Below are 19,820 nucleotides of genomic sequence, written 5' to 3' on the forward strand. Positions count from 1 at the left end.
CTGGCATTGTAGCGCAGCGTGTCGCTAGCAAATGGCGCAAAAAATCGCTGAAAGTGCCGCTAATCGGAGCAAACTAGCCGACGTATCCGTTGAAAGGCAGCCAAACCAGGGTGCGCCGCAACAATATTCCGCATTATGAGAAACGATCTCGTAATTCGAAAATTTTGTTGCGCAGACGGCGAGCGCCTTATTACAATCGGCCCGAAGCTGCCGCGGCCGGCCCTCGTCCGCGTCGTCTGTTCAAAGAGCGTTCCTTATCCCCCAGGAGACGAGCATGTCCGCTGTACCCGACGAAGTCATGAAATATGTCGCCGCCGAGAAAGACGATGATCCGCAGGAAACCGGCGAATGGCTGGAAGCGCTAGATGGCGTGATTTCTGCTGTAGGTCCCGACCGCGCCCACTACCTGATCGAGAAACAGATCGAATTTGCGCGTGTGCATGGCGAACACCTGCCGTTCTCTGCCAATACCCCCTACATCAATACGATTCCTGTGTCGCGTCAGGTGCCGATTCCCGGCGACCAGGACCTCGAACACCGGATCCGCTCGTACACGCGCTGGAACGCCATTGCGATGGTGCTGCGTGCCGGCAAGGACACCAACGTCGGCGGTCACATTGCCTCGTTCGCCTCGGCTGCCACGCTGTATGACGTCGGCTACAACCATTTCTGGCATGCACCGTCGGACAAGCACGGTGGCGATCTCGTGTTCGTGCAGGGCCATTCGTCGCCGGGTGTGTACTCGCGCGCGTTCCTGCTCGGCCGTCTGACCGAAGGCCAGCTCGACAACTTCCGTCAGGAAGTGGGCGGCGAGGGCATCTCCTCGTATCCGCACCCGTGGCTGATGCCGGACTTCTGGCAGTTCCCGACCGTCTCGATGGGCCTTGGCCCGATCATGGCGATCTATCAGGCGCGCTTCATGAAGTACCTGCAGGCGCGCGGCATCGTCAAGACCGAAGGCCGCAAGGTCTGGGCGTTCCTCGGCGACGGCGAAACGGATGAGCCGGAATCGCTCGGCGCGATCGGCATGGCCGGCCGCGAACGCCTCGACAACCTGGTGTTCGTGATCAACTGCAACCTGCAGCGCCTGGATGGACCGGTGCGCGGTAACGGCAAGATCATCCAGGAACTCGAAAGCGAATTCCGCGGTGCGGGCTGGAACGTCATCAAGGTGATCTGGGGCAGCCGCTGGGATGCGCTGTTCCAGCGCGACAAGTCGGGTGCGCTGATGCGCCGGATGATGGAAGTCGTCGACGGCGAGTATCAGACGTACAAGTCGGAGTCCGGCGCGTTCGTGCGCGAGCACTTCTTCAATACGCCGGAACTGAAGGCGTTGGTTGCCGAATGGTCCGATGAGGACATCTGGAACCTGAACCGCGGCGGCCATGATCCGCACAAGATTTACGCGGCGTTCCAGGAAGCATCGAATTCGCAGGGCCAGCCGACCGTGATCCTCGCCAAGACGATCAAGGGCTACGGCATGGGCGAAGCCGGTCAGGCGATGAACATCACCCACCAGCAGAAGAAACTGCACGTGGATCAGCTGAAGAAATTCCGCGACCAGTTCCGCCTGCCGATCTCCGACGAAGATATCGTCAACGTGCCGTATCTCAAGTTCGAAGAAGGTTCGAAGGAACTCGAGTACATGCGCGCTCGCCGCCAGGACCTCGGCGGCTATCTGCCGGCGCGTCGTCAGAAGGCGGAGTCGCTGCCGGTGCCGGCGCTCGACGTGTTCGAGCCGCTGCTGAAGGGCACGGGCGAAGGCCGCGAGATCTCCACGACGATGGCGTTCGTGCGGATTCTCAACATCCTGCTGAAGGACAAGGCGCTCGGCAAGCGCGTCGTGCCGATCGTGCCGGACGAGTCGCGTACGTTCGGTATGGAAGGCCTGTTCCGCCAGATCGGTATCTGGAATCAGGACGGCCAGAAGTACGTGCCGGAAGACTCCGACCAGCTGATGTTCTACCGCGAATCGGAAACCGGCCAGATCCTGCAGGAAGGGATCAACGAAGCCGGCGGTATGGCGGACTGGATCGCTGCCGCGACGTCGTACTCGACGCACGGCGAGATCATGATCCCGTTCTACATCTTCTATTCGATGTTCGGCTTCCAGCGTATCGGCGATCTGGCGTGGGCCGCGGGCGACATGCGTTCGCGCGGCTTCCTGCTGGGTGGCACCGCCGGCCGTACGACGCTGAACGGCGAAGGTCTGCAGCACGAAGACGGCCACTCGCTGCTGTGGGCGGCTTCGGTGCCGAACTGCATCAGCTATGACCCGACGTTCGGTTACGAACTCGCCGTCATCATGCAGGACGGTCTGCGCCGCATGGTCGCGGATCAGGAAGATGTGTACTACTACATCACCGTGATGAACGAGAACTACGAGCACCCGGCGATTCCGCAGGGCGACAGCGTAGCGTCTGACATCATCAAGGGCATGTATGCGTTCAGGAAGGCCGAGGCCGACGCCAAGGCTCCGCGCGTTCAACTGATGGGCGCGGGCACGATCTTCAATGAAGTGATCGCTGCAGCCGACCTGCTGAAGAACGACTGGGGCGTCGCTGCCGACCTCTGGAGCGTGCCGAGCTTCACGGAACTGGCCCGCGAAGGCCACGAAGTGCAGCGCTGGAACCTGCTGCATCCGACCGAAGAGAAGAAGGTCTCGCACGTCGAGAAGCTGCTGAAGGACGCACAAGGGCCGGTCATCGCATCGACCGACTATGTGCGCGCGCTGACCGAGCAGATCCGTGCGTTCGTGCCGCAGAAGTTCGTCGTGCTGGGCACGGATGGCTACGGCCGTTCGGATACCCGTGAAAAGCTGCGTCACTTCTTCGAAGTGGACCGCTACTGGGTCACGGTTGCCGCGTTGAATGCACTGGCAGATGAAGGCACGATCGAACGCAAGGTCGTCGCAGAGGCGCTCAAGAAGTACAACCTTGATCCGGCCAAACCCAACCCGATGACCGTCTAAGGCATCATTCCCCGAGTGCCATGCGTGCGCGTCTGCTCCTGATCGCCAGGGGCGGGTTGCGTGCGCGGCCCAGGAGACACCAACAATGAGTCAAGCGATCGAAGTCAAGGTGCCGGACATCGGCGATTACAAGGACATCCCTGTAATCGAGGTGCTGGTGAAGGCGGGTGATACCGTCGAGAAAGAGCAGTCGCTCGTCACGCTGGAATCCGATAAGGCGACCATGGACGTGCCGAGCTCGGCCGCCGGTACCGTCAAGGAAGTGAAGGTCAAGGTGGGCGATAACGTGTCGGAAGGCTCGTTGATCGTCGTGCTGGAAGGCGCTGATGGTGGCGCGGCTGAGAAGCCGGCTGCTGCGCAGGCGAATGGTGCTGCTGCGGCTCCCGCTCCGGCACCGGCTGCTGCACCTGCGCCTGCGCCCGCCTCGAGCGGTGGCGGCGTGCAGGAAGTGAAGGTCCCGGATATCGGCGACTACAAGGACATTCCCGTGATCGAGATCGCGGTGAAGGTCGGCGACCGTGTCGAGAAGGAACAGTCGCTCATTACGCTGGAATCCGATAAGGCGACCATGGACGTGCCGAGCACGGCCACGGGCGTCGTCAAGGAACTGAAGGTCAAGATCGGCGATACGGTGTCGGAAGGCTCCGTGATCGTGGTGATCGAAGCGGAAGGCGGCGCGGCTGCTCCGGCTCCCGCACCGGCCGCGACGCCGAAGCAGGCAGTCGAGAAGCCGTCCGACGCACCGGCTACGCCGAGTCCGGCGCCGGCAGCGCCGTCCGCGCTTGCACAGGCTCCGGTGATCCCGTCAGGCGAGGGTGGCCGTCACGCGAGTCATGCGTCGCCGTCCGTGCGCAAGTTCGCGCGCGAACTGGGTGTGGATGTTGCAAGCGTACAGGGTACGGGGCCGAAGGGCCGCATTACGCAGGACGACGTCACTGCATTCATCAAGGGTGTGATGAGCGGTCAGCGTGCGGCTCCGGCTGCTGCTGCGCCTGCTGCCGGCGGTGGCGGCGAGCTGAATCTGCTGCCGTGGCCGAAGGTCGATTTCACGAAGTTCGGTCCGGTCGATCCGAAGCCGCTCTCGCGTATCAAGAAGATTTCCGGCGCGAACCTGCATCGCAACTGGGTCATGATTCCGCACGTCACCAATAACGACGAAGCGGATATCACCGAACTCGAAGCGCTGCGCGTGCAGTTGAACAAGGAACACGAGAAGGCTGGTGTGAAGTTCACCATGCTGGCTTTTGTAATCAAGGCAGTCGTTTCCGCGTTGAAGAAGTTCCCGACGTTTAATGCAAGCCTTGATGGCGATACGCTCGTTTTCAAGCAGTACTACAACGTTGGGTTTGCTGCGGATACGCCTAATGGTCTCGTGGTGCCCGTGATTCGCGATGCGGACAAGAAGGGGCTCGTCGATATCGCCAGGGAGATGGCTGATCTGTCCAAGGCGGCTCGTGAGGGCAAGCTCAAGCCGGATCAGATGCAGGGCGGGTGCTTCTCTATCTCTTCCCTTGGCGGGATCGGTGGGACGCACTTCACGCCGATTATCAATGCGCCTGAAGTGGCCATTCTTGGGCTGTCGCGCAGCGCTATGAAGCCCGTCTGGGATGGGAAGCAGTTTGTGCCCCGGTTGACTATGCCGCTTTCGCTGTCGTATGACCATCGGGTGATTGATGGGGCTGAAGCTGCGCGGTTCAATGCGTATCTGGGTGCGATTCTTGCCGATTTTCGGCGTGTGATTCTTTGATTGTTTGACGTCGTCTTTGCGCCGAGGGATGTGGGTTTTTGGTGGTTATCCATGTCCCTCGTTGAACCTGCTTTCATGTCGGTCTATTAGTGTCGCCCCTGTGCGGGGCGGCACCTACTTTTCTTTGTCCCACAGGGACTACCTTCGGGTCGTCTTCCAAAGAAAAGTAGGCAAAAGAAAGGCGCGTCCTTGGGCGGACGGCAAAGGATGCTTCTGTCTAGCACGCTGCCAGCTTTTAGACCCTGTTGAGGCGGTTCTTGTAGCGCTTCCTCGTCAACGATCAATAAGAGAAGGGGACACTATGAGTCTCGTCGAAGTGAAAGTGCCGGACATCGGTGATTTCAAGGATGTCGATGTCATCGAAGTCAATATCAAGCCGGGCGATGTCATCGAGAACGAACAAGCTCTCTTGACGCTCGAGTCCGATAAGGCTTCCATCGAAGTGCCCAGCGATACCGCCGGCACCGTCAAGGAAGTGCGCGTCAAAACCGGTGATAAGGTCTCCCAGGGGACCATCATCGCTATCGTCGAATCGTCCGCTGAAGCTGCACCTGCCAAGGCTGCCAAAGAACCCGAGAAGGCGCCCGCTCAAGCGGAAGCTAAACCTCAGGCGGCGCCCGCTCCGACGCCTGCTGCCGCTCCCAAGCAACCGGCCGCCGCGCCTCAAGCGGGGAGCTACTCCGGTAACGCTGACATCGAATGCGATATGGTCGTGCTCGGTTCGGGGCCTGGCGGCTATTCCGCTGCGTTCCGCTCCGCCGATCTGGGCATGAAGACCGTGCTCGTCGAACGTTATTCCACGCTCGGTGGCGTCTGTCTGAATGTGGGTTGTATTCCGTCCAAGGCGCTGCTGCATACGGCCCTCGTCATTGACGAGGCTGAGGCGCTTGGCTCGCACGGCATCACGTTCGGCAAGCCGCAGATCGATCTCGACAAGCTCCGCGATTTCAAGTCCGGTGTCGTCAAGAAGCTCACCGGTGGTCTCGCTGGGATGGCCAAGATGCGCAAGGTCGAAGTCGTCACGGGCACCGGGACGTTCGTCGATCCGCATCACATGGAAGTCGTCACCGAAAGCGGCAAGAAGGTCGTCAAGTTCAAGCAGGCCATCATTGCTGCCGGTTCGGAAGCGGTCAAGCTGCCGTTCATTCCGCAAGATCCGCGGGTCGTCGATTCGACCGGCGCGCTCGAGCTGCGTCAGATTCCCCAGCGCATGCTCGTCATCGGTGGCGGCATCATCGGTCTGGAAATGGCCACGGTGTACTCCACGCTCGGCGCGAAAATCGATGTCGTCGAAATGCTCGACGGTCTCATGGCCGGCGCCGATCGCGATCTCGTCAAGGTCTGGGAGAAGTACAACAGCAAGCGTTTCGCTAACGTCATGCTGAAGACCAAGACCACCGCCGCTGAGGCCAAGGACGATGGCATCTACGTCACCTTCGAAGGCGAGAAGGCTCCGGCTGAACCGCAGCGCTACGATCTCGTGCTGGTTGCCGTGGGCCGTAGCCCGAACGGCAAAAAGATCGGTGCCGACAAGGCCGGCGTCGCTGTGACGGATCGCGGTTTCATCGACGTCGACAAGCAGATGCGCACCAATGTGCCGCACATCTTCGCGATCGGCGATATCGTCGGTCAACCGATGCTCGCCCACAAGGCGGTGCATGAAGGTCACGTCGCCGCTGAAGTTGCGCACGGTGAGAAGGCGTACTTCGACGCGCTGCAGATCCCGTCGGTGGCTTACACCGATCCGGAAGTGGCCTGGGCCGGCAAGACGGAAGATCAGTGCAAGGCCGAAGGTATCAAGTACGGCAAGGCTGTGTTCCCGTGGGCTGCTTCGGGTCGCGCTATCGCCAATGGTCGCGATGAGGGCTTCACCAAGCTCATCTTCGACGAGACCACGCATCGGGTCATCGGTGGCGGGATTGTTGGTCTGAATGCCGGTGACCTGATCAGCGAAGTGTGTCTCGCCGTCGAAATGGGTGCCGACGCAACCGATATCGGCAAGACCATCCATCCGCATCCGACGCTTGGCGAATCGGTCGGCATGGCCGCTGAGCTGTACGAAGGCGTCTGTACCGATCTGCCGCCGCAGAAAAAGAAGTAAGGCGGTAAGGGGACGCTTGTGCTCGCTGGCGAAGCGCGGGCGTCGCCGATTGGCCCACGGTTCGCGTGGTGGCGGGTTTCTATAGTTGGCTTCAGAGATGAACCGCGGACGTCAGCCGCGAAAGTCAGCGACACAAACAGAACGGCGCGCCCCGCAAAGGGCGCGCCGTTCTGTTTTCAGCGGGGCAGGGCATTCGCCACGCTTGTGTGTCACGCGCTTCGTTTGTCTGCCCCGTGTACGAGGCTAGCCACAGCCGGGGCAAAAAAATCCCGGCCTTCGCCGGGCAAACGATACGCTGTTCAACGTATCGGAGCGTTGGCCCACGCGGCACACGCATAGCATGCGAGGCCGCACGACGCTGTTGCTACGATAGGCGCGGGCCGGCTTTCGAACCGGCCCGCGCATGTTGAAGCGCGAGAAGCTAATGCGAATCAAACTTCAGGTGATGCCGTTCATGCCGGATCGACACAACGCAGTCTCACCCGAGTGAAGCCTAAGCTGAAGCTTAGACAGCCTTCTTGGCCGAGCGCGAAGCTTGAGCGGCGGCTTGCGAAGCGGCCTTCGACGCTGCCGTAGCGGCTGCGTTGAAGTTGCTTTCGGCGATTTCCACAGCTTGCTTGGTTGCCTTGTGAACCGTTTCGTACGTCGTGTTGGCGGCGGTAATAGCCGACTTGATCACGGCGACAGCGGTTTCCGAACCGGCCGGTGCGTTCTTGGCCACGTTTTCGACCAGCGATTGCACCTTGCGGTTTTGCTCTTCGTACTGTGCTTCGGCAACACGGGCGAACTCGGCTTGCGTAGCGGACACGATTTCATACACGTGACGGCCATACGACAGCGCCTTTTCCGACAGCGGCTGCGTGAGGCCCGCCTGCAGCGCGAAAAATTCCTGCGCATCCTTCACCGACAGAGCGCGTTGCGCATTTTCCTGGCTTTCCGCGAGCGTCGACTTCACGACTTGCAGGTTCAGCTCAACCAGCTTTTCCACGCCTTCGAATGCCTTGGTCGTCAGGCCGAAGAGGGTTTCAAGGTTTGCTTTCTGGGCTGCGGCGATTTGCTCGGGGGTCAGCAGAGACATGTTTACGCTCCTGGATGACGGTCCGTCTGATGCGGACCGTATTGGGTTAACGGTAAATCCGGTACATCGAAACCTGAATCACACATCACGCCACGATTCATGGTGCATCGCAGCAATAGGTCTCATTTTAGGATGGTGGCAGCGAATGTCAAGCTCTTTTTGTGCGTCGCACAATATCGAGAATATCTCGACAAAACAATGCGTTATGGAGCACATATGACATATGCCGGGAGCATGTCAGATTGGCTGCTGCACAGTGCTGGTGCGTTTTAGCACGACGGTTTTTGCCGCCAGAACGGCCAAAGGGACGTTTTTGCGACGATCCTTCGCAGGGTAGGGCGGAGCAAACTTTTTTGGGCAAGAGGTGAGAAAACAACATTCGATGTAAACCGGAATCTGTCACGGAACGTTAATCCACCATCCCGGTCGAATGCGCGATGGATCGATACGCAGCAGATGCTTAACTTCCTGCTGGTCGGCACATTGGCGGGTGCCTTGGGGAACGCCCACGGGGCACTGGCCAGCGGCGTTTTGCAGCCACGCGAAGCGACCGTAGTTCCCCTGATCAAGGTTGTCTTTAAATTGCCGTTATGCTGTGAGCATTGCCCGAAATGGGCACGTAACAGCCCCGACAAACATCCGCGGATTTGATCGTTTTTTTCGATCGAGTGCGCAAAGCTTATAGCCTCTCTGCAATCGGATCTTACAAGCCGGTTTAAGGAGCGCCGATAAGTGCTTAATATTGCTAATTTTTCGTGGTTTTACTACACTTGCGTAAAACTCCAGCCGCCCCTGACAGAACACCAATGAAAACCGACATGTTTTCGTCGCTAAAAGTGATCCATGGCGTGGCCATCAGCACCGCTATGTCGGTGGCCGCCTCGGTGGTCATCGCAGCCGCGTTTGCTGCGCCTGTCGACGCTTTCGCGGCTACAGCGGCCAAGGCCGCTACCGCCCCTGCCAAATCCGGCAAGAAAACCCTCAAAACCGCGAAATCGGCCCGCAAGGGTTCCGCCGTCGCCGCGAAGTCTTCCAAAGCCGCGAAGGTCGCGGCAGCGGACGACGACGCACCGCGCGTCGAAAGCCGCCGCCACCGTGTTTCGTACACGATGAACGGCCGCCGCCGCTCGGTGGTCCGCCAGGTTGCGTTCGAACCGCGTCAGCCGACGGTCGGCCAGGCGTTCGGCCTGCACGACACGCCTGATGCACTGGCCTTGCGCTCGAGCGTCGCGTATGTGGTCGATCAAAACACCGGCGAATCGCTGTTCGACAAAAACTCGCGCGCCGTGGTGCCAATCGCCTCGATCACCAAGCTGATGACGTCCATGGTGGTGCTGGATTCGAAGGCACCGCTGACCGAGCAGATCGAAGTCACGGACGAAGACCGCGACTACATCAAGAACACCGGTTCGCGTCTCGCGGTCGGTTCGGTGCTTTCGCGTGAAGACATGCTGCACATTGCGCTGATGGCTTCGGAAAACCGCGCGGCCGCAGCGCTGTCGCGTTACTTCCCGGGCGGCCGTCCGGCCTTTATCGCGGCGATGAACGCGAAGGCCAAGCAACTCGGCATGACGGACACGCACTTCGAAAGCCCATCGGGTCTGACGAGCGAGAACGTGTCGAGCGCGCGCGACCTGGTGAAGATGGTCAACGCGGCTTATCAGTATCCGATGATCCGCGAGTTCTCGACGGATCGTAGCTACGAGGTCTACACGGGCAAGCGTTCGATCGCCTATAACAGCACGAACGCGCTGGTGCGCAACCCAACGTGGGATATCGGTCTGCAGAAGACCGGTTTCATCAACGAAGCGGGTGAGTGCATGGTGATGCAGACGACCATTCACGGCCGTCCGATGATCGTGGTGTTGCTCGATTCGTCGGGCAAGTACACGCGCTTTGCCGATGCGACGCGTCTACGTAACTGGCTCGACAACGGTGGCGAGCAGCACATCACCAGTGCCGACGCTGGCGGCGCGGGTACCTGAAAGCCAGGAGCCGCGTATGAGGGTTGCCGCCTCGACGTGGCACCTGGTTTCGGCCTAAGGCAATCAGCAGCGCAAACAAAAAGCCCCGCATTTGCGGGGCTTTTTGCATATGGCGCATCCATTCGCAGCCACCAGGCTACACGCTCTGTTTAATCAGGCATGCTGATGATGCGCGCTGGCGGGCGGCGTCTCGGGCTGATAGCCGAGCGAGGCGGAGATCACCAGGGCAGTCTTGCTCAACTGCCCAAGCCACGAGTCTTGCAGGCGATCGGCCGGTGCCGACAGCGACAGGCCCGCGACCAGCTTGCCGGTGTCGTCATAGATACCCGCTGCGATGCAGCGCACGCCGAGTTCCAGTTCCTCGTTATCGCGCGCGCAGGCGTGCTGGCGCACGTGCAACAGTTCGCGTTCGAGTTTGCCGAGGTCGGTAATGCTATTCTGGGTGTGCCCCGAAAGGCCCGTGCGTGTCGCGTAAGCGCGCACACGTGTGGATTCGTCTGCGGCGAGGAACAGCTTGCCGACCGATGTCAGATGCAGCGGCGCCCGCCCGCCAATGGCACGTACGACCTGCATGCCGGAACGCTCGGAATAGGCGCGCTCGATATAGACGATCTCATCGCCCTGACGCACCGAGAGATTCACCGTTTGGCCGGTCAGGCGGTGCAGTTCGCGCATTGGCGTCAACGCAGCATCGCGCACCGACAGACGCGCCTTGACCAGATTGCCCAGCTCCAGCAGGCGCATGCCGAGCCGGTAGGTGCCCGGATCCGAACGGTCGACGAGACGGCACGTCACCATGTCGTTAAGGATGCGGTGCGCCGTGGAGGGGTGCAGCTCGGTGCCTAGCGCGAGTTCCTTCAGGCTGACCGGGTCGGTATGCGCAGCCAGGGCATCCAGCAGGCGCATCATGCGCTCGATCACCTGGATCGAAGTCTTGGGATCCGGGTTCGTATCGCTCATGGGGAGAAATCGGTTGACGCGTCAAACAGCGGAGAATTGATTGTATATCGTATTGTGAAAAAAGCGAACGTCGTTCGAGGCTGCCTTCGAATCTGCGGCGACTGTTCGCCGTCTGGCGCGTTGACCGGTTTTGGCGTTGGTATTGCTCGATAAACAGCGGATAATCAGGGACGTTTTCCCGAAGGAGCGCCTATGCGAGTCGGTTTGTTCGTCACCTGTCTGATTGACCTGATGCGTCCCGAGATCGGTTTCTCGGTGATCAAGCTGATCGAGGGCGCTGGCTTCGAGGTGATGGTGCCGCCGGCGCAAACCTGCTGCGGGCAGCCCGCCTACAATTCCGGCGATCGCCGTCTGGCGCGCGATCTGGCCCAGAAAACGCTGCGGGAATTCGAGCAGTTCGATTACATCGTGGTGCCGTCCGGTTCGTGCGGCGGCATGATCCGCGTGCACTACGGCGACCTGTTCGGCGACGATCCGGAAATGATGATCCGCTTCGGCCGCCTGCGTCCAAAGGTGTATGAGCTGACCGATTTCCTCGTCAACGTCGCCAGGGTGCAGTTGCCGCCGGGCGAGTTCGCGGGGCCGGTGACGTATCACGATTCCTGCTCGGGCTTACGCGAACTGGGCGTCAAGTCGCAGCCGCGCACGTTGCTGGCGCAGGCTGGCGTGACCGTCACCGAGATGAAGGATTGCGAGCACTGCTGCGGCTTCGGTGGCACGTTCGCGGTCAAGTATGGCGATATCTCGACGGCGATCGTCGATGAGAAATGCGCGAATATCGGCGCGAGCGACGCGGGCACGGTAGTGCTGGGCGACCTCGGCTGCATGCTCAATATAGAAGGCCGTTTGCGCCGCAAGGGCGACACCACTACGCGCGTGCTGCATATCGCGCAGGTGCTCGCCGGCGACGCTTAAGTCCCCACGCGAATCCTCCCAAAGGCCGCCATGCAAGTTCAAACGATGCAGTTCAAGGCGCGCGCAGGCGAGAAGCTCGCCGACCAGCGTCTGCAGCAGAACCTCACCAAGCTGTCGACGAAGTTCGTTTCGGCCCGGGCCACCGCGATTACGGCGATCGACTTCGCGGCGACGCGCGCCGCGCTCAAGGAGCGCCGCAACCGCGCACTGGAAAACCTCGACGTCTGGCTTGAGACCTTCGAGCGCGAGGCGACCCGGCGCGGCGTCACGGTGCTGTTTGCGGAGACCACGCGGGAAGCAGCCCAGCTCGTCGCGGACATCGCGCGTCGGCACGACGTCAGGAAGGTGATCAAGACCAAATCGATGGTCACCGAGGAAATGCGTCTGAACGAAGTGCTCGGCCAGATGGGCGTGCAGTCGATCGAGACCGATCTCGGCGAATATATCCTGCAGATCAACGACAACGAGGCGCCGAGCCATATCATCGCGCCGGTCGTCCATAAGGATAAGGACGAGATTGCCGATCTGTTTGCCAAAACCCATCAGCGGCCGCGCCTGACCGAAATCACCGAGATGACCCGCGAGGCGCGTGAGGTGCTGCGTCCGCATTTCATGACGGCTGACATGGGCGTGACCGGCGGCAATTTTCTGGTAGCGCAGACCGGTTCAGTCGCGCTCGTGACGAACGAAGGCAACGAGGGCATGTGCACAGTGATGCCGCGCGTGCACGTGGCGGTGACGGGGATCGAGAAAGTGCTGCCGACGCTCGAAGATCTCGCGACCGCGATGCGCCTGCTGCCGCGCTCGGCGACCGGCCAGTCGACCTCGAACTACTTCTCGGTGCTGACAGGGCCGCGCGGGCCGGGCGATCAGGATGGCCCGGAGCATATGTATGTGGTGCTGGTCGATGGCGGGCGCACCGGGCTGATCGGCGGCGACTTCCAGGAGATGCTGCGCTGTATCCGCTGCGGCGCTTGTATGAACCACTGCCCGGTTTATCAGAAGATCGGTGGCCACGCTTACGGCTGGGTCTATCCGGGGCCGATGGGCTCGGTGCTGACACCGAGCTACGTCGGTATCGACAACGCGCTCGATCTGCCACAGGCCGCCACGCTGTGCGGTGAATGCGATAGCGTCTGTCCGGTCGGCATTCCCCTCTCGGGCCTGCTGCGCAAGCTGCGCGAGAAGCAGGTGGAGCGGCACCTGCGACCGTGGCGCGAGCGCGCGGGGCTGGCCGTGTGGGGTTTCCTCGCGCTGCATCCGGATGCCTATGCGTTGTTTGCCAAGCTGGCGGTGCGCGTTCTGGAGATGATGGGCGGGCGTCGGCGCGCCATCAGCCGGCTGCCGCTCGCGGCCGGCTGGACCAACACCCGAGACATGCCGGCGCCGGTCGGGCGTACGTTCCGCGAGCTATACGCCGCGCAGCGCAGCCACCTCGGCTGAAGGGGACGGCCCGCGTCGCGGACTGGCACTGTTATCTCCAGAGCAACGCTCTATCTCACCAGGGTGGGTTTATACCAATTGATTAGTTCTATATGATTTCGACTGGGCATAGTGGGTCACAAGCTCCGGATGCCCCAATCGGAAGAGAACGACATCATGAAAAAGACAATATCGATGTACTGGCCATTGGCCGTGTTTGTGCCGTTCGCAGCGGCAGCCTATATGTATGTCAGCAGCGAGAGCGCTTCCCCGGTCTCGCAGTCGCCGCTCGGCGCATCGCAGCTCACGGCGGAACTGGCGCGAACTGTTTCGTATGGTTTGGTCGGCGACGATAGTGCCGCGCCGGTCAAGCCCATGCGGGCGGTCACCTCAGTGCAGGCTTCAGAAGCGTCCTGAACACCAGGCGCGCGGCGCGGTTAAGGCGGCGGTGCGCCTGCGCGGCGAGATTTTCAGCACCTTTGTATAATCGCGGCACTGTTGCCTAACCCTATCCGGATGCACTGCATCCAGAGCCTTGATGAAAACCATCTCCATCTGTTTTGTCTGCCTCGGGAACATCTGCCGTTCTCCGACCGCGGAAGGGGTGATGCGGCATCAGGTGGGTGAAGCGAAGCTGCAAGAACGCATTGCGATCGATTCGGCCGGTACCGGCGACTGGCACATCGGCGCTGCGCCTGACGAGCGGGCGCAGCGTGCCGCCGCCCAGCGCGGCTACGACCTGTCCGGGCTGCGCGGCCGGCAGATCGGTGCGGCGGATTTCGAGCATTTCGATCTGCTGGTCGCAATGGACGACGCCAACGTCGCCGCGTTGCGCCGGATCTGCCCGCCGGCCCAGCGCGACAAGATCCGTCTGCTGATGGAGTTTGTCCCCGAGGCCGACAGCCGGTGGGCGGGGGAGCGGGAAGTGACCGATCCCTATTTTGGCGGCGACGAAGGCTTCGAGCAGGTCCTCGATCAGTGCGAGGCGGCTTGCCGGGGTCTGATCGCAGCATTGCACCCGCAACTGGTGCCTTGAGGGCGTAGCACTTTAGTGCTCAAGGTGTTCGTGGTGGCTGGCTTCAGGGCCTGTCTGCAGGCTTTTCAGGCGCGCCGCCTCAATTAAGCAAATGACCCAAATCGCGATAGGGATACTTGACTAATTTGCTCATGTATTTATACTTGAGCAAACTTGTCGAGAATTGCGATCCCCAACATCATGAGACTCACCACGAAAGGCCGTTTCGCCGTCACGGCGATGATTGACCTGGCACTGCGCCAGGAGCAGGGCCCGGTGACGCTTGCGGGTATCAGCCAGCGCCAGCATATTTCCCTGTCCTACCTTGAGCAGTTGTTCGGCAAGCTGCGCCGCCACGAGATCGTGGAGTCGGTGCGCGGCCCCGGCGGTGGCTACAATCTGGCCCGCCGCGCCGAGAACGTGACCGTCGCAGACATCATCATTGCTGTCGACGAACCGCTCGATGCCACCCAATGCGGCGGCAAAGGCACCTGCGAAGGCACCAAGCAGCACGACGGCCACTGCATGACGCACGAACTGTGGTCCACGCTGAACCAGAAAATGGTCGAGTACCTCGATTCGGTATCGCTAAAGGATCTGGTCGATCAGCAGCGCTCGCGCGAGGGCGCGCCCGCCGTGCTGCGCGACCGCCGCAGCGAGGCGCCGGCGGTCGAACCCGCCCGGGTCGCGCCACGCGGACCGAATTCCGTTTTTAACATGGCCGGTTCCTAGACCCCGCGAAGCCAGCGAACTCGGAACCCAGAAGCCAGAGCAATGATGTCCCCGGAGCGATTCATGAACAACGACATTCCCCACCTGCCCATTTACATGGACTACAGCGCCACGACTCCGGTCGACCCGCGCGTGGTGGACAAGATGATTCCGTATCTGCGTGAGCAGTTCGGCAACCCTGCATCGCGTAGCCACTCGTACGGCTGGGACGCGGAACGTGCGGTCGAGGAAGCGCGCGAGAACGTCGCGGCGCTGGTGAATGCCGATCCGCGCGAAATTATCTGGACCTCGGGTGCCACGGAGTCGGACAACTTGGCCATCAAGGGTGCCGCGCACTTCTACAAGAGCAAGGGCAAGCACATCATCACGGTGAAGACCGAGCACAAGGCTGTGCTTGACACCTGCCGCGAGCTCGAGCGCGAAGGCTTCGAAGTCACGTATCTGGACGTGAAGGACGACGGTCTGATCGACCTCGACGTGTTCAAGGCTGCGCTGCGCCCCGACACGATTCTGGTCTCGGTAATGTCGGTCAACAACGAGATCGGCGTGATTCAGGACATCGAGGCGATCGGTGAGATCACCCGTGAAAAGGGCATCATTTTCCACGTCGACGCCGCTCAGGCCACCGGCAAGATCACGATCGACCTGCAAAAGCTGAAGGTCGATCTGATGTCGTTCTCGGCACACAAGACGTATGGTCCGAAGGGCATCGGCGCGCTGTATGTGCGCCGCAAGCCGCGTATCCGTATCGAAGCGCAGATGCACGGCGGCGGTCACGAGCGCGGTATGCGTTCGGGCACGCTGGCGACGCACCAGATCGTCGGCATGGGCGAAGCGTTCCGTCTTGCCCGCGAAGAAATGGCAACGGAAAACGAGCGCATTCGCATGCTGCGCGACCGTCTGCTGCGCGGTCTGCAAGACATGGAAGAAACCTACGTGAACGGCGACATGGAAAAGCGTGTGCCGCACAACCTGAACATCAGCTTCAACTTCGTCGAAGGTGAATCGCTGATCATGGCGGTGAAGGACGTGGCGGTGTCGTCGGGTTCGGCGTGCACGTCGGCGTCGCTCGAGCCGTCGTATGTGTTGCGCGCGCTTGGCCGCAACGACGAACTGGCGCACAGCTCAATCCGCTTTACGGTGGGCCGCTTCACGACGGAGCAGGACGTCGATTACGTCATCAACCTGCTGAAGACCAAGATTTCGAAGCTGCGCGATCTGTCGCCGCTGTGGGAAATGTACAAGGACGGGATCGATATTTCGACGATCCAGTGGGCGGCGCACTGAGGTTTGACTGCGACGCTACGCTGCACGAAACATCGCACCGAATGCAGGTTGAAACGAATCAAGGAGTGTAATCATGGCTTATAGCGACAAGGTTCTGGACCATTACGAAAATCCGCGCAACGTCGGTTCCTTCGCCAAGGACGACGATGCAGTCGGTACCGGCATGGTCGGCGCGCCGGCCTGCGGCGACGTGATGAAGCTGCAGATCCGCGTGGGCGCGGACGGCATCATCGAAGACGCGAAGTTCAAGACGTACGGCTGCGGTTCGGCCATCGCGTCGAGCTCGCTCGTCACTGAATGGGTGAAGGGCAAGACGCTCGATCAGGCCATGGAAATCAAGAACACCCACATCGCCGAAGAACTGGCGTTGCCGCCGGTCAAGATCCACTGCTCGATCCTCGCGGAAGACGCGATCAAGGCAGCCGTGGCTGACTACAAGCAACGTCATGGCGAAACCGCGGAAGCGGGCGAAAAGCACCAGACTGCTTAAGGCCGTTGAGAAACGCTATGGCAATTACGTTGACCGAGAAGGCAGCAAATCACGTCCAGAAATTCCTGACCCGGCGTGGCAAGGGTGTTGGGTTGCGGCTGGGCGTGCGCACGACCGGATGCTCAGGCCTCGCCTATAAGCTCGAGTATGTGGACGAACTCGCGCCGGAAGATCAGGTATTCGAGTGCAACGGCGTGAAGATCATCGTCGATCCGAAAAGCCTGGCTTACATCGACGGCACGGAACTCGACTTTGCACGCGAAGGGCTGAACGAAGGCTTCAAGTTCAACAACCCGAACGTCAAGGACGAGTGCGGCTGCGGCGAATCGTTCCGCGTCTGAGCAGGTTCAGTCCGCGTGAAGCGGAAAAAAGGCGGCGCGGGCCGCCTTTTTAATTTGTCGCACGTCGTTGTACCTTGCGTTGTGCTTTGTGTGCCTGGTTGCACCTTACGTTGCACTTGATGCCTGAAACTCAGGTGCGCTTTTTGAACGGATTACATCATTCGATGGCCTCGCTGAACGACAGCCACTTCGACCTGTTCGACCTGCCGGCCCAATACGCGCTCGACGCCAGTGCGCTCGATCATGCGTACCGTACGGTGCAGTCGCAGGTTCACCCCGACCGTTTTGCCGCTGCTGGCGACGCGCAAAAGCGCATCGCGATGCAATGGGCGACGCGCACGAACGAGGCGTATCAGACCCTGCGCGATCCGTTGAAGCGCGCCACGTATCTGTTGTCGCTGCGCGGCATCGATGTCGGCGCGGAGAACAATACGGCGATGGAGCCGGCATTCCTGATGCAGCAGATGGAATGGCGTGAAGGTATCGAGGATGCTGCGGCGGCGAAGAATGTCGACGCACTCGACGCCTTGCTCACCGAGTTGCGCGACGAAGAGCGGGTGCGCTTCACGAAACTCGGTGCACTGCTCGACAGCGGCGCGGATCAGGCGGCGGGCGAGGCGGTGCGGCAGTTGATGTTCATCGAACGCGTGGCGGCGGAAATCGGCACGCAGATCGAACGGCTCGACAACTGAAGCGAACGAAGCAGATCAGCGCAAACGCACGTAAGCGGACGCGATTGGAAACAGGCCGGATGCAAACGGGACGCCGCGACAACCAGCCGTAGCGTTCAACCCAGCAACGCGAACCATTCAGGACGGGGCCGAACGTTCCCCGAAGAAGATCTCAGATGGCTTTACTGCAAATCTCCGAACCCGGCATGGCGCCCGCGCCGCATCAGCGGCGCCTCGCGGTCGGTATCGATCTTGGCACCACCAATTCCCTTGTCGCTGCAGTGCGTAGTGGCGTTCCCGACGTGCTGCCCGACGAGGACGGCCATGTGCTGCTACCGTCGGTGGTGCGTTATCTGGAGAAGGGCGGCCGCCGCATCGGCCGTACCGCCAAGGCGGAAGCAGCGAGCGATCCGCGTAACACGATCGTCTCGGTCAAGCGCTTCATGGGCCGCGGCAAGAGCGAGGTCGAAGGCGCCGAGAATGCGCCGTACGATTTTGTGGACGCACCGGGCATGGTGCAGATCCGCACCGTCGATGGCGTGAAGAGCCCGGTCGAAGTGTCGGCGGAAATTCTCGCGACGCTGCGGCAGCGTGCGGAAGACTCGCTTGGCGACGATCTGGTCGGCGCCGTCATCACCGTGCCGGCGTATTTCGACGAAGCGCAGCGCCAGGCCACCAAGGACGCCGCGCGTCTGGCCGGTCTCAATGTTCTGCGCCTGCTCAACGAGCCGACTGCAGCGGCGATTGCCTACGGCCTCGACAACGGCTCCGAAGGCCTCTACGCCGTGTACGACCTCGGCGGCGGCACGTTCGATCTGTCGATCCTCAAGCTCACCAAAGGCGTTTTCGAAGTGCTCGCAGCGGGCGGCGACTCCGCGCTCGGCGGCGACGATTTCGATCACGCGCTGTACCGTCATGCGCTCGAGCAGGCCGGCATCGCACCGCAGACGCTCGCTGCCGAAGACGTGCGCATGCTGCTGGACAACGTACGCGTGGCCAAGGAGGCGTTGTCGGAGGCACCGCTATCAACGCTGAAGGCGACGCTCTCCAACGGCACCCAGCTCGATCTGACGATCGACGAGGCTGCTTTCGAAGCCATCACGCAGGCGCTGGTGCAGCGCACGCTCGGGCCGACCAAGAAAGCACTGCGCGACGCCAAGGTCACCACCAAGGAAATCAAGGGCGTGGTACTGGTGGGGGGCGCGACCCGCATGCCGGTGATCCGCCGCGCGGTCGAAGCGTTCTTCGGCCAGCCGCCGCTGACCAATCTCAACCCGGACGAAGTGGTCGCGCTCGGCGCGGCGATCCAGGCCGATTTGCTGGCCGGCAACCGCAGCGCCGACGGCGACGATTGGCTGCTGCTCGACGTCATCCCGCTGTCGCTTGGCGTTGAGACGATGGGTGGACTGACCGAGAAGATCATTCCGCGCAATTCGACCATTCCGGTGGCGCGTGCGCAGGATTTCACGACTTTCAAGGACGGCCAGACGGCGATGGCGATCCACGTCGTGCAGGGCGAACGCGAACTGGTAGCGGATTGCCGCTCGCTCGCGCGCTTCGAACTGCGCGGCATTCCGCCGATGGCGGCCGGCGCAGCGCGCATTCGTGTGACCTATCAGGTCGATGCCGATGGCCTGCTGTCGGTGTTTGCGCGTGAGCAGTTGTCGGGCGTGGAAGCGTCGGTGGTGGTGAAGCCGTCATACGGCCTCGCCGACGACGACATCGCCAAAATGCTCGAAGACAGCTTCAGTACCGCCGAAGTCGATATGCGAGCCCGCGCGCTGCGTGAGGCGCAAGTGGAAGCGCAACGCCTGGTCGAAGCGACGGATGCGGCGCTGGCTGCTGATGCCGACCTGCTTGACGAAGCCGAGCGCGCCGAACTCGACGGCCTGCTCACCGCTTTGCGCAACGTGGCGCAAAGCGATGACGTGGACGCGATCGAAGCGGCGACCAAGACAGTGGCCGAAGGTACCGACGAATTCGCCGCCCGCCGCATGAACAAGGGCATCCGCCGCGCGCTGGCGGGCCGCAAGCTCGACGACATCTGAACTCGACGAATCACGTGACGCGCGTCAACAAAGGTGCGCGTCACCAGTAAAATGGCA

The 19,820-nt window shown here is 61.3% G+C and carries 16 protein-coding genes; 14 read left to right on the top strand and 2 right to left on the bottom strand.

Annotation, left to right across the window (positions count from 1 at the left end; all coding sequences use genetic code 11):
- The first annotated feature begins 274 nt into the window (after positions 1 to 274).
- The 3 genes from aceE (at position 275) to lpdA (ending at position 6,819) form a co-directional block, all read left to right on the top strand.
- Positions 275 to 2,971, top strand: a complete 2,697-nt coding sequence (gene aceE, locus P3T17_RS02380) for a pyruvate dehydrogenase (acetyl-transferring), homodimeric type (RefSeq protein WP_074264145.1) — start codon at positions 275 to 277, stop codon at positions 2,969 to 2,971.
- A gap of 85 nt (positions 2,972 to 3,056) precedes the next feature.
- The gene (aceF, locus tag P3T17_RS02385; RefSeq protein ID WP_429404478.1) at positions 3,057 to 4,718 is read left to right on the top strand and encodes a dihydrolipoyllysine-residue acetyltransferase; all 1,662 of its coding nucleotides are present in this window, start codon (positions 3,057 to 3,059) and stop codon (positions 4,716 to 4,718) included.
- Between the two features lie 301 nt (positions 4,719 to 5,019).
- Positions 5,020 to 6,819 (top strand): dihydrolipoyl dehydrogenase, encoded by a 1,800-nt coding sequence (lpdA, locus tag P3T17_RS02390; RefSeq protein ID WP_429404479.1) that lies wholly within the window; start codon positions 5,020 to 5,022, stop codon positions 6,817 to 6,819.
- A gap of 505 nt (positions 6,820 to 7,324) precedes the next feature.
- On the opposite strand, the gene P3T17_RS02395 is transcribed toward lpdA, so the two are convergent.
- Positions 7,325 to 7,897 (bottom strand): phasin family protein, encoded by a 573-nt coding sequence (locus tag P3T17_RS02395; protein ID WP_074264148.1) that lies wholly within the window; start codon positions 7,895 to 7,897, stop codon positions 7,325 to 7,327.
- Positions 7,898 to 8,703: 806 nt separating this feature from the next.
- On the opposite strand from P3T17_RS02395, the gene pbpG reads away from it, so the two are divergent.
- Positions 8,704 to 9,882, top strand: a complete 1,179-nt coding sequence (gene pbpG / locus P3T17_RS02400; RefSeq protein WP_429404481.1) for a D-alanyl-D-alanine endopeptidase — start codon at positions 8,704 to 8,706, stop codon at positions 9,880 to 9,882.
- A gap of 153 nt (positions 9,883 to 10,035) precedes the next feature.
- Here pbpG and P3T17_RS02405 read toward each other — a convergent pair whose 3' ends face one another.
- Entirely contained in the window at positions 10,036 to 10,842 is an 807-nt protein-coding gene (locus P3T17_RS02405; RefSeq protein ID WP_074264150.1) for an IclR family transcriptional regulator, read from the bottom strand.
- Positions 10,843 to 11,034: 192 nt separating this feature from the next.
- Here P3T17_RS02405 and P3T17_RS02410 point away from each other — a divergent pair, with 192 nt between their 5' ends.
- The 10 genes from P3T17_RS02410 (at position 11,035) to hscA (ending at position 19,763) form a co-directional block, all read left to right on the top strand.
- Positions 11,035 to 11,757 (top strand): (Fe-S)-binding protein, encoded by a 723-nt coding sequence (locus tag P3T17_RS02410; RefSeq protein WP_429404483.1) that lies wholly within the window; start codon positions 11,035 to 11,037, stop codon positions 11,755 to 11,757.
- Positions 11,758 to 11,787: 30 nt separating this feature from the next.
- Positions 11,788 to 13,200: a lactate utilization protein B gene (locus tag P3T17_RS02415; protein ID WP_429404485.1), complete on the top strand. Its 1,413-nt coding sequence runs from the start codon at positions 11,788 to 11,790 to the stop codon at positions 13,198 to 13,200.
- Positions 13,201 to 13,356: 156 nt separating this feature from the next.
- The gene (locus P3T17_RS02420; protein ID WP_074266013.1) at positions 13,357 to 13,596 is read left to right on the top strand and encodes a hypothetical protein; all 240 of its coding nucleotides are present in this window, start codon (positions 13,357 to 13,359) and stop codon (positions 13,594 to 13,596) included.
- Between the two features lie 121 nt (positions 13,597 to 13,717).
- Complete coding sequence (locus tag P3T17_RS02425) at positions 13,718 to 14,215, top strand: low molecular weight protein-tyrosine-phosphatase (RefSeq protein WP_429404487.1); 498 nt, start codon at positions 13,718 to 13,720, stop codon at positions 14,213 to 14,215.
- A 180-nt stretch (positions 14,216 to 14,395) separates the two neighbouring features.
- Complete coding sequence (gene iscR, locus P3T17_RS02430; protein ID WP_074264154.1) at positions 14,396 to 14,926, top strand: Fe-S cluster assembly transcriptional regulator IscR; 531 nt, start codon at positions 14,396 to 14,398, stop codon at positions 14,924 to 14,926.
- 63 nt (positions 14,927 to 14,989) lie between these two features.
- Positions 14,990 to 16,213 carry an IscS subfamily cysteine desulfurase gene (locus P3T17_RS02435; RefSeq protein ID WP_074264155.1) on the top strand — a complete coding sequence of 408 codons (1,224 nt, stop codon included), beginning with the start codon at positions 14,990 to 14,992 and terminating at the stop codon, positions 16,211 to 16,213.
- Positions 16,214 to 16,286: 73 nt separating this feature from the next.
- Positions 16,287 to 16,703, top strand: a complete 417-nt coding sequence (iscU, locus tag P3T17_RS02440; RefSeq protein ID WP_429404489.1) for a Fe-S cluster assembly scaffold IscU — start codon at positions 16,287 to 16,289, stop codon at positions 16,701 to 16,703.
- A gap of 17 nt (positions 16,704 to 16,720) precedes the next feature.
- Positions 16,721 to 17,044: an iron-sulfur cluster assembly protein IscA gene (gene iscA / locus P3T17_RS02445; protein ID WP_074264157.1), complete on the top strand. Its 324-nt coding sequence runs from the start codon at positions 16,721 to 16,723 to the stop codon at positions 17,042 to 17,044.
- A 164-nt stretch (positions 17,045 to 17,208) separates the two neighbouring features.
- Positions 17,209 to 17,736: a Fe-S protein assembly co-chaperone HscB gene (gene hscB / locus P3T17_RS02450; protein WP_074264158.1), complete on the top strand. Its 528-nt coding sequence runs from the start codon at positions 17,209 to 17,211 to the stop codon at positions 17,734 to 17,736.
- Between the two features lie 155 nt (positions 17,737 to 17,891).
- Positions 17,892 to 19,763 (top strand): Fe-S protein assembly chaperone HscA, encoded by a 1,872-nt coding sequence (gene hscA / locus P3T17_RS02455; RefSeq protein ID WP_429404491.1) that lies wholly within the window; start codon positions 17,892 to 17,894, stop codon positions 19,761 to 19,763.
- Positions 19,764 to 19,820 lie beyond the last annotated feature (57 nt).

Source organism: Paraburkholderia sp. GAS82 (assembly GCF_050436285.1).
In the GTDB taxonomy this organism is placed as follows: Bacteria; Pseudomonadota; Gammaproteobacteria; order Burkholderiales; family Burkholderiaceae; genus Paraburkholderia; species Paraburkholderia phenazinium_B.

What these genes read in the sequence shown, in the direction of transcription:
- aceE (WP_074264145.1), top strand. Translation starts at nt 275, where the DNA reads ATGTCCGCTGTACCCGACGAAGTCATGAAATATGTCGCCGCCGAGAAA.
- aceF (WP_429404478.1), top strand. Translation starts at nt 3,057, where the DNA reads ATGAGTCAAGCGATCGAAGTCAAGGTGCCGGACATCGGCGATTACAAG.
- lpdA (WP_429404479.1), top strand. Translation starts at nt 5,020, where the DNA reads ATGAGTCTCGTCGAAGTGAAAGTGCCGGACATCGGTGATTTCAAGGAT.
- P3T17_RS02395 (WP_074264148.1), bottom strand. Translation starts at nt 7,897, where the DNA reads ATGTCTCTGCTGACCCCCGAGCAAATCGCCGCAGCCCAGAAAGCAAAC.
- pbpG (WP_429404481.1), top strand. Translation starts at nt 8,704, where the DNA reads ATGAAAACCGACATGTTTTCGTCGCTAAAAGTGATCCATGGCGTGGCC.
- P3T17_RS02405 (WP_074264150.1), bottom strand. Translation starts at nt 10,842, where the DNA reads ATGAGCGATACGAACCCGGATCCCAAGACTTCGATCCAGGTGATCGAG.
- P3T17_RS02410 (WP_429404483.1), top strand. Translation starts at nt 11,035, where the DNA reads ATGCGAGTCGGTTTGTTCGTCACCTGTCTGATTGACCTGATGCGTCCC.
- P3T17_RS02415 (WP_429404485.1), top strand. Translation starts at nt 11,788, where the DNA reads ATGCAAGTTCAAACGATGCAGTTCAAGGCGCGCGCAGGCGAGAAGCTC.
- P3T17_RS02420 (WP_074266013.1), top strand. Translation starts at nt 13,357, where the DNA reads ATGAAAAAGACAATATCGATGTACTGGCCATTGGCCGTGTTTGTGCCG.
- P3T17_RS02425 (WP_429404487.1), top strand. Translation starts at nt 13,718, where the DNA reads ATGAAAACCATCTCCATCTGTTTTGTCTGCCTCGGGAACATCTGCCGT.
- iscR (WP_074264154.1), top strand. Translation starts at nt 14,396, where the DNA reads ATGAGACTCACCACGAAAGGCCGTTTCGCCGTCACGGCGATGATTGAC.
- P3T17_RS02435 (WP_074264155.1), top strand. Translation starts at nt 14,990, where the DNA reads ATGAACAACGACATTCCCCACCTGCCCATTTACATGGACTACAGCGCC.
- iscU (WP_429404489.1), top strand. Translation starts at nt 16,287, where the DNA reads ATGGCTTATAGCGACAAGGTTCTGGACCATTACGAAAATCCGCGCAAC.
- iscA (WP_074264157.1), top strand. Translation starts at nt 16,721, where the DNA reads ATGGCAATTACGTTGACCGAGAAGGCAGCAAATCACGTCCAGAAATTC.
- hscB (WP_074264158.1), top strand. Translation starts at nt 17,209, where the DNA reads ATGGCCTCGCTGAACGACAGCCACTTCGACCTGTTCGACCTGCCGGCC.
- hscA (WP_429404491.1), top strand. Translation starts at nt 17,892, where the DNA reads ATGGCTTTACTGCAAATCTCCGAACCCGGCATGGCGCCCGCGCCGCAT.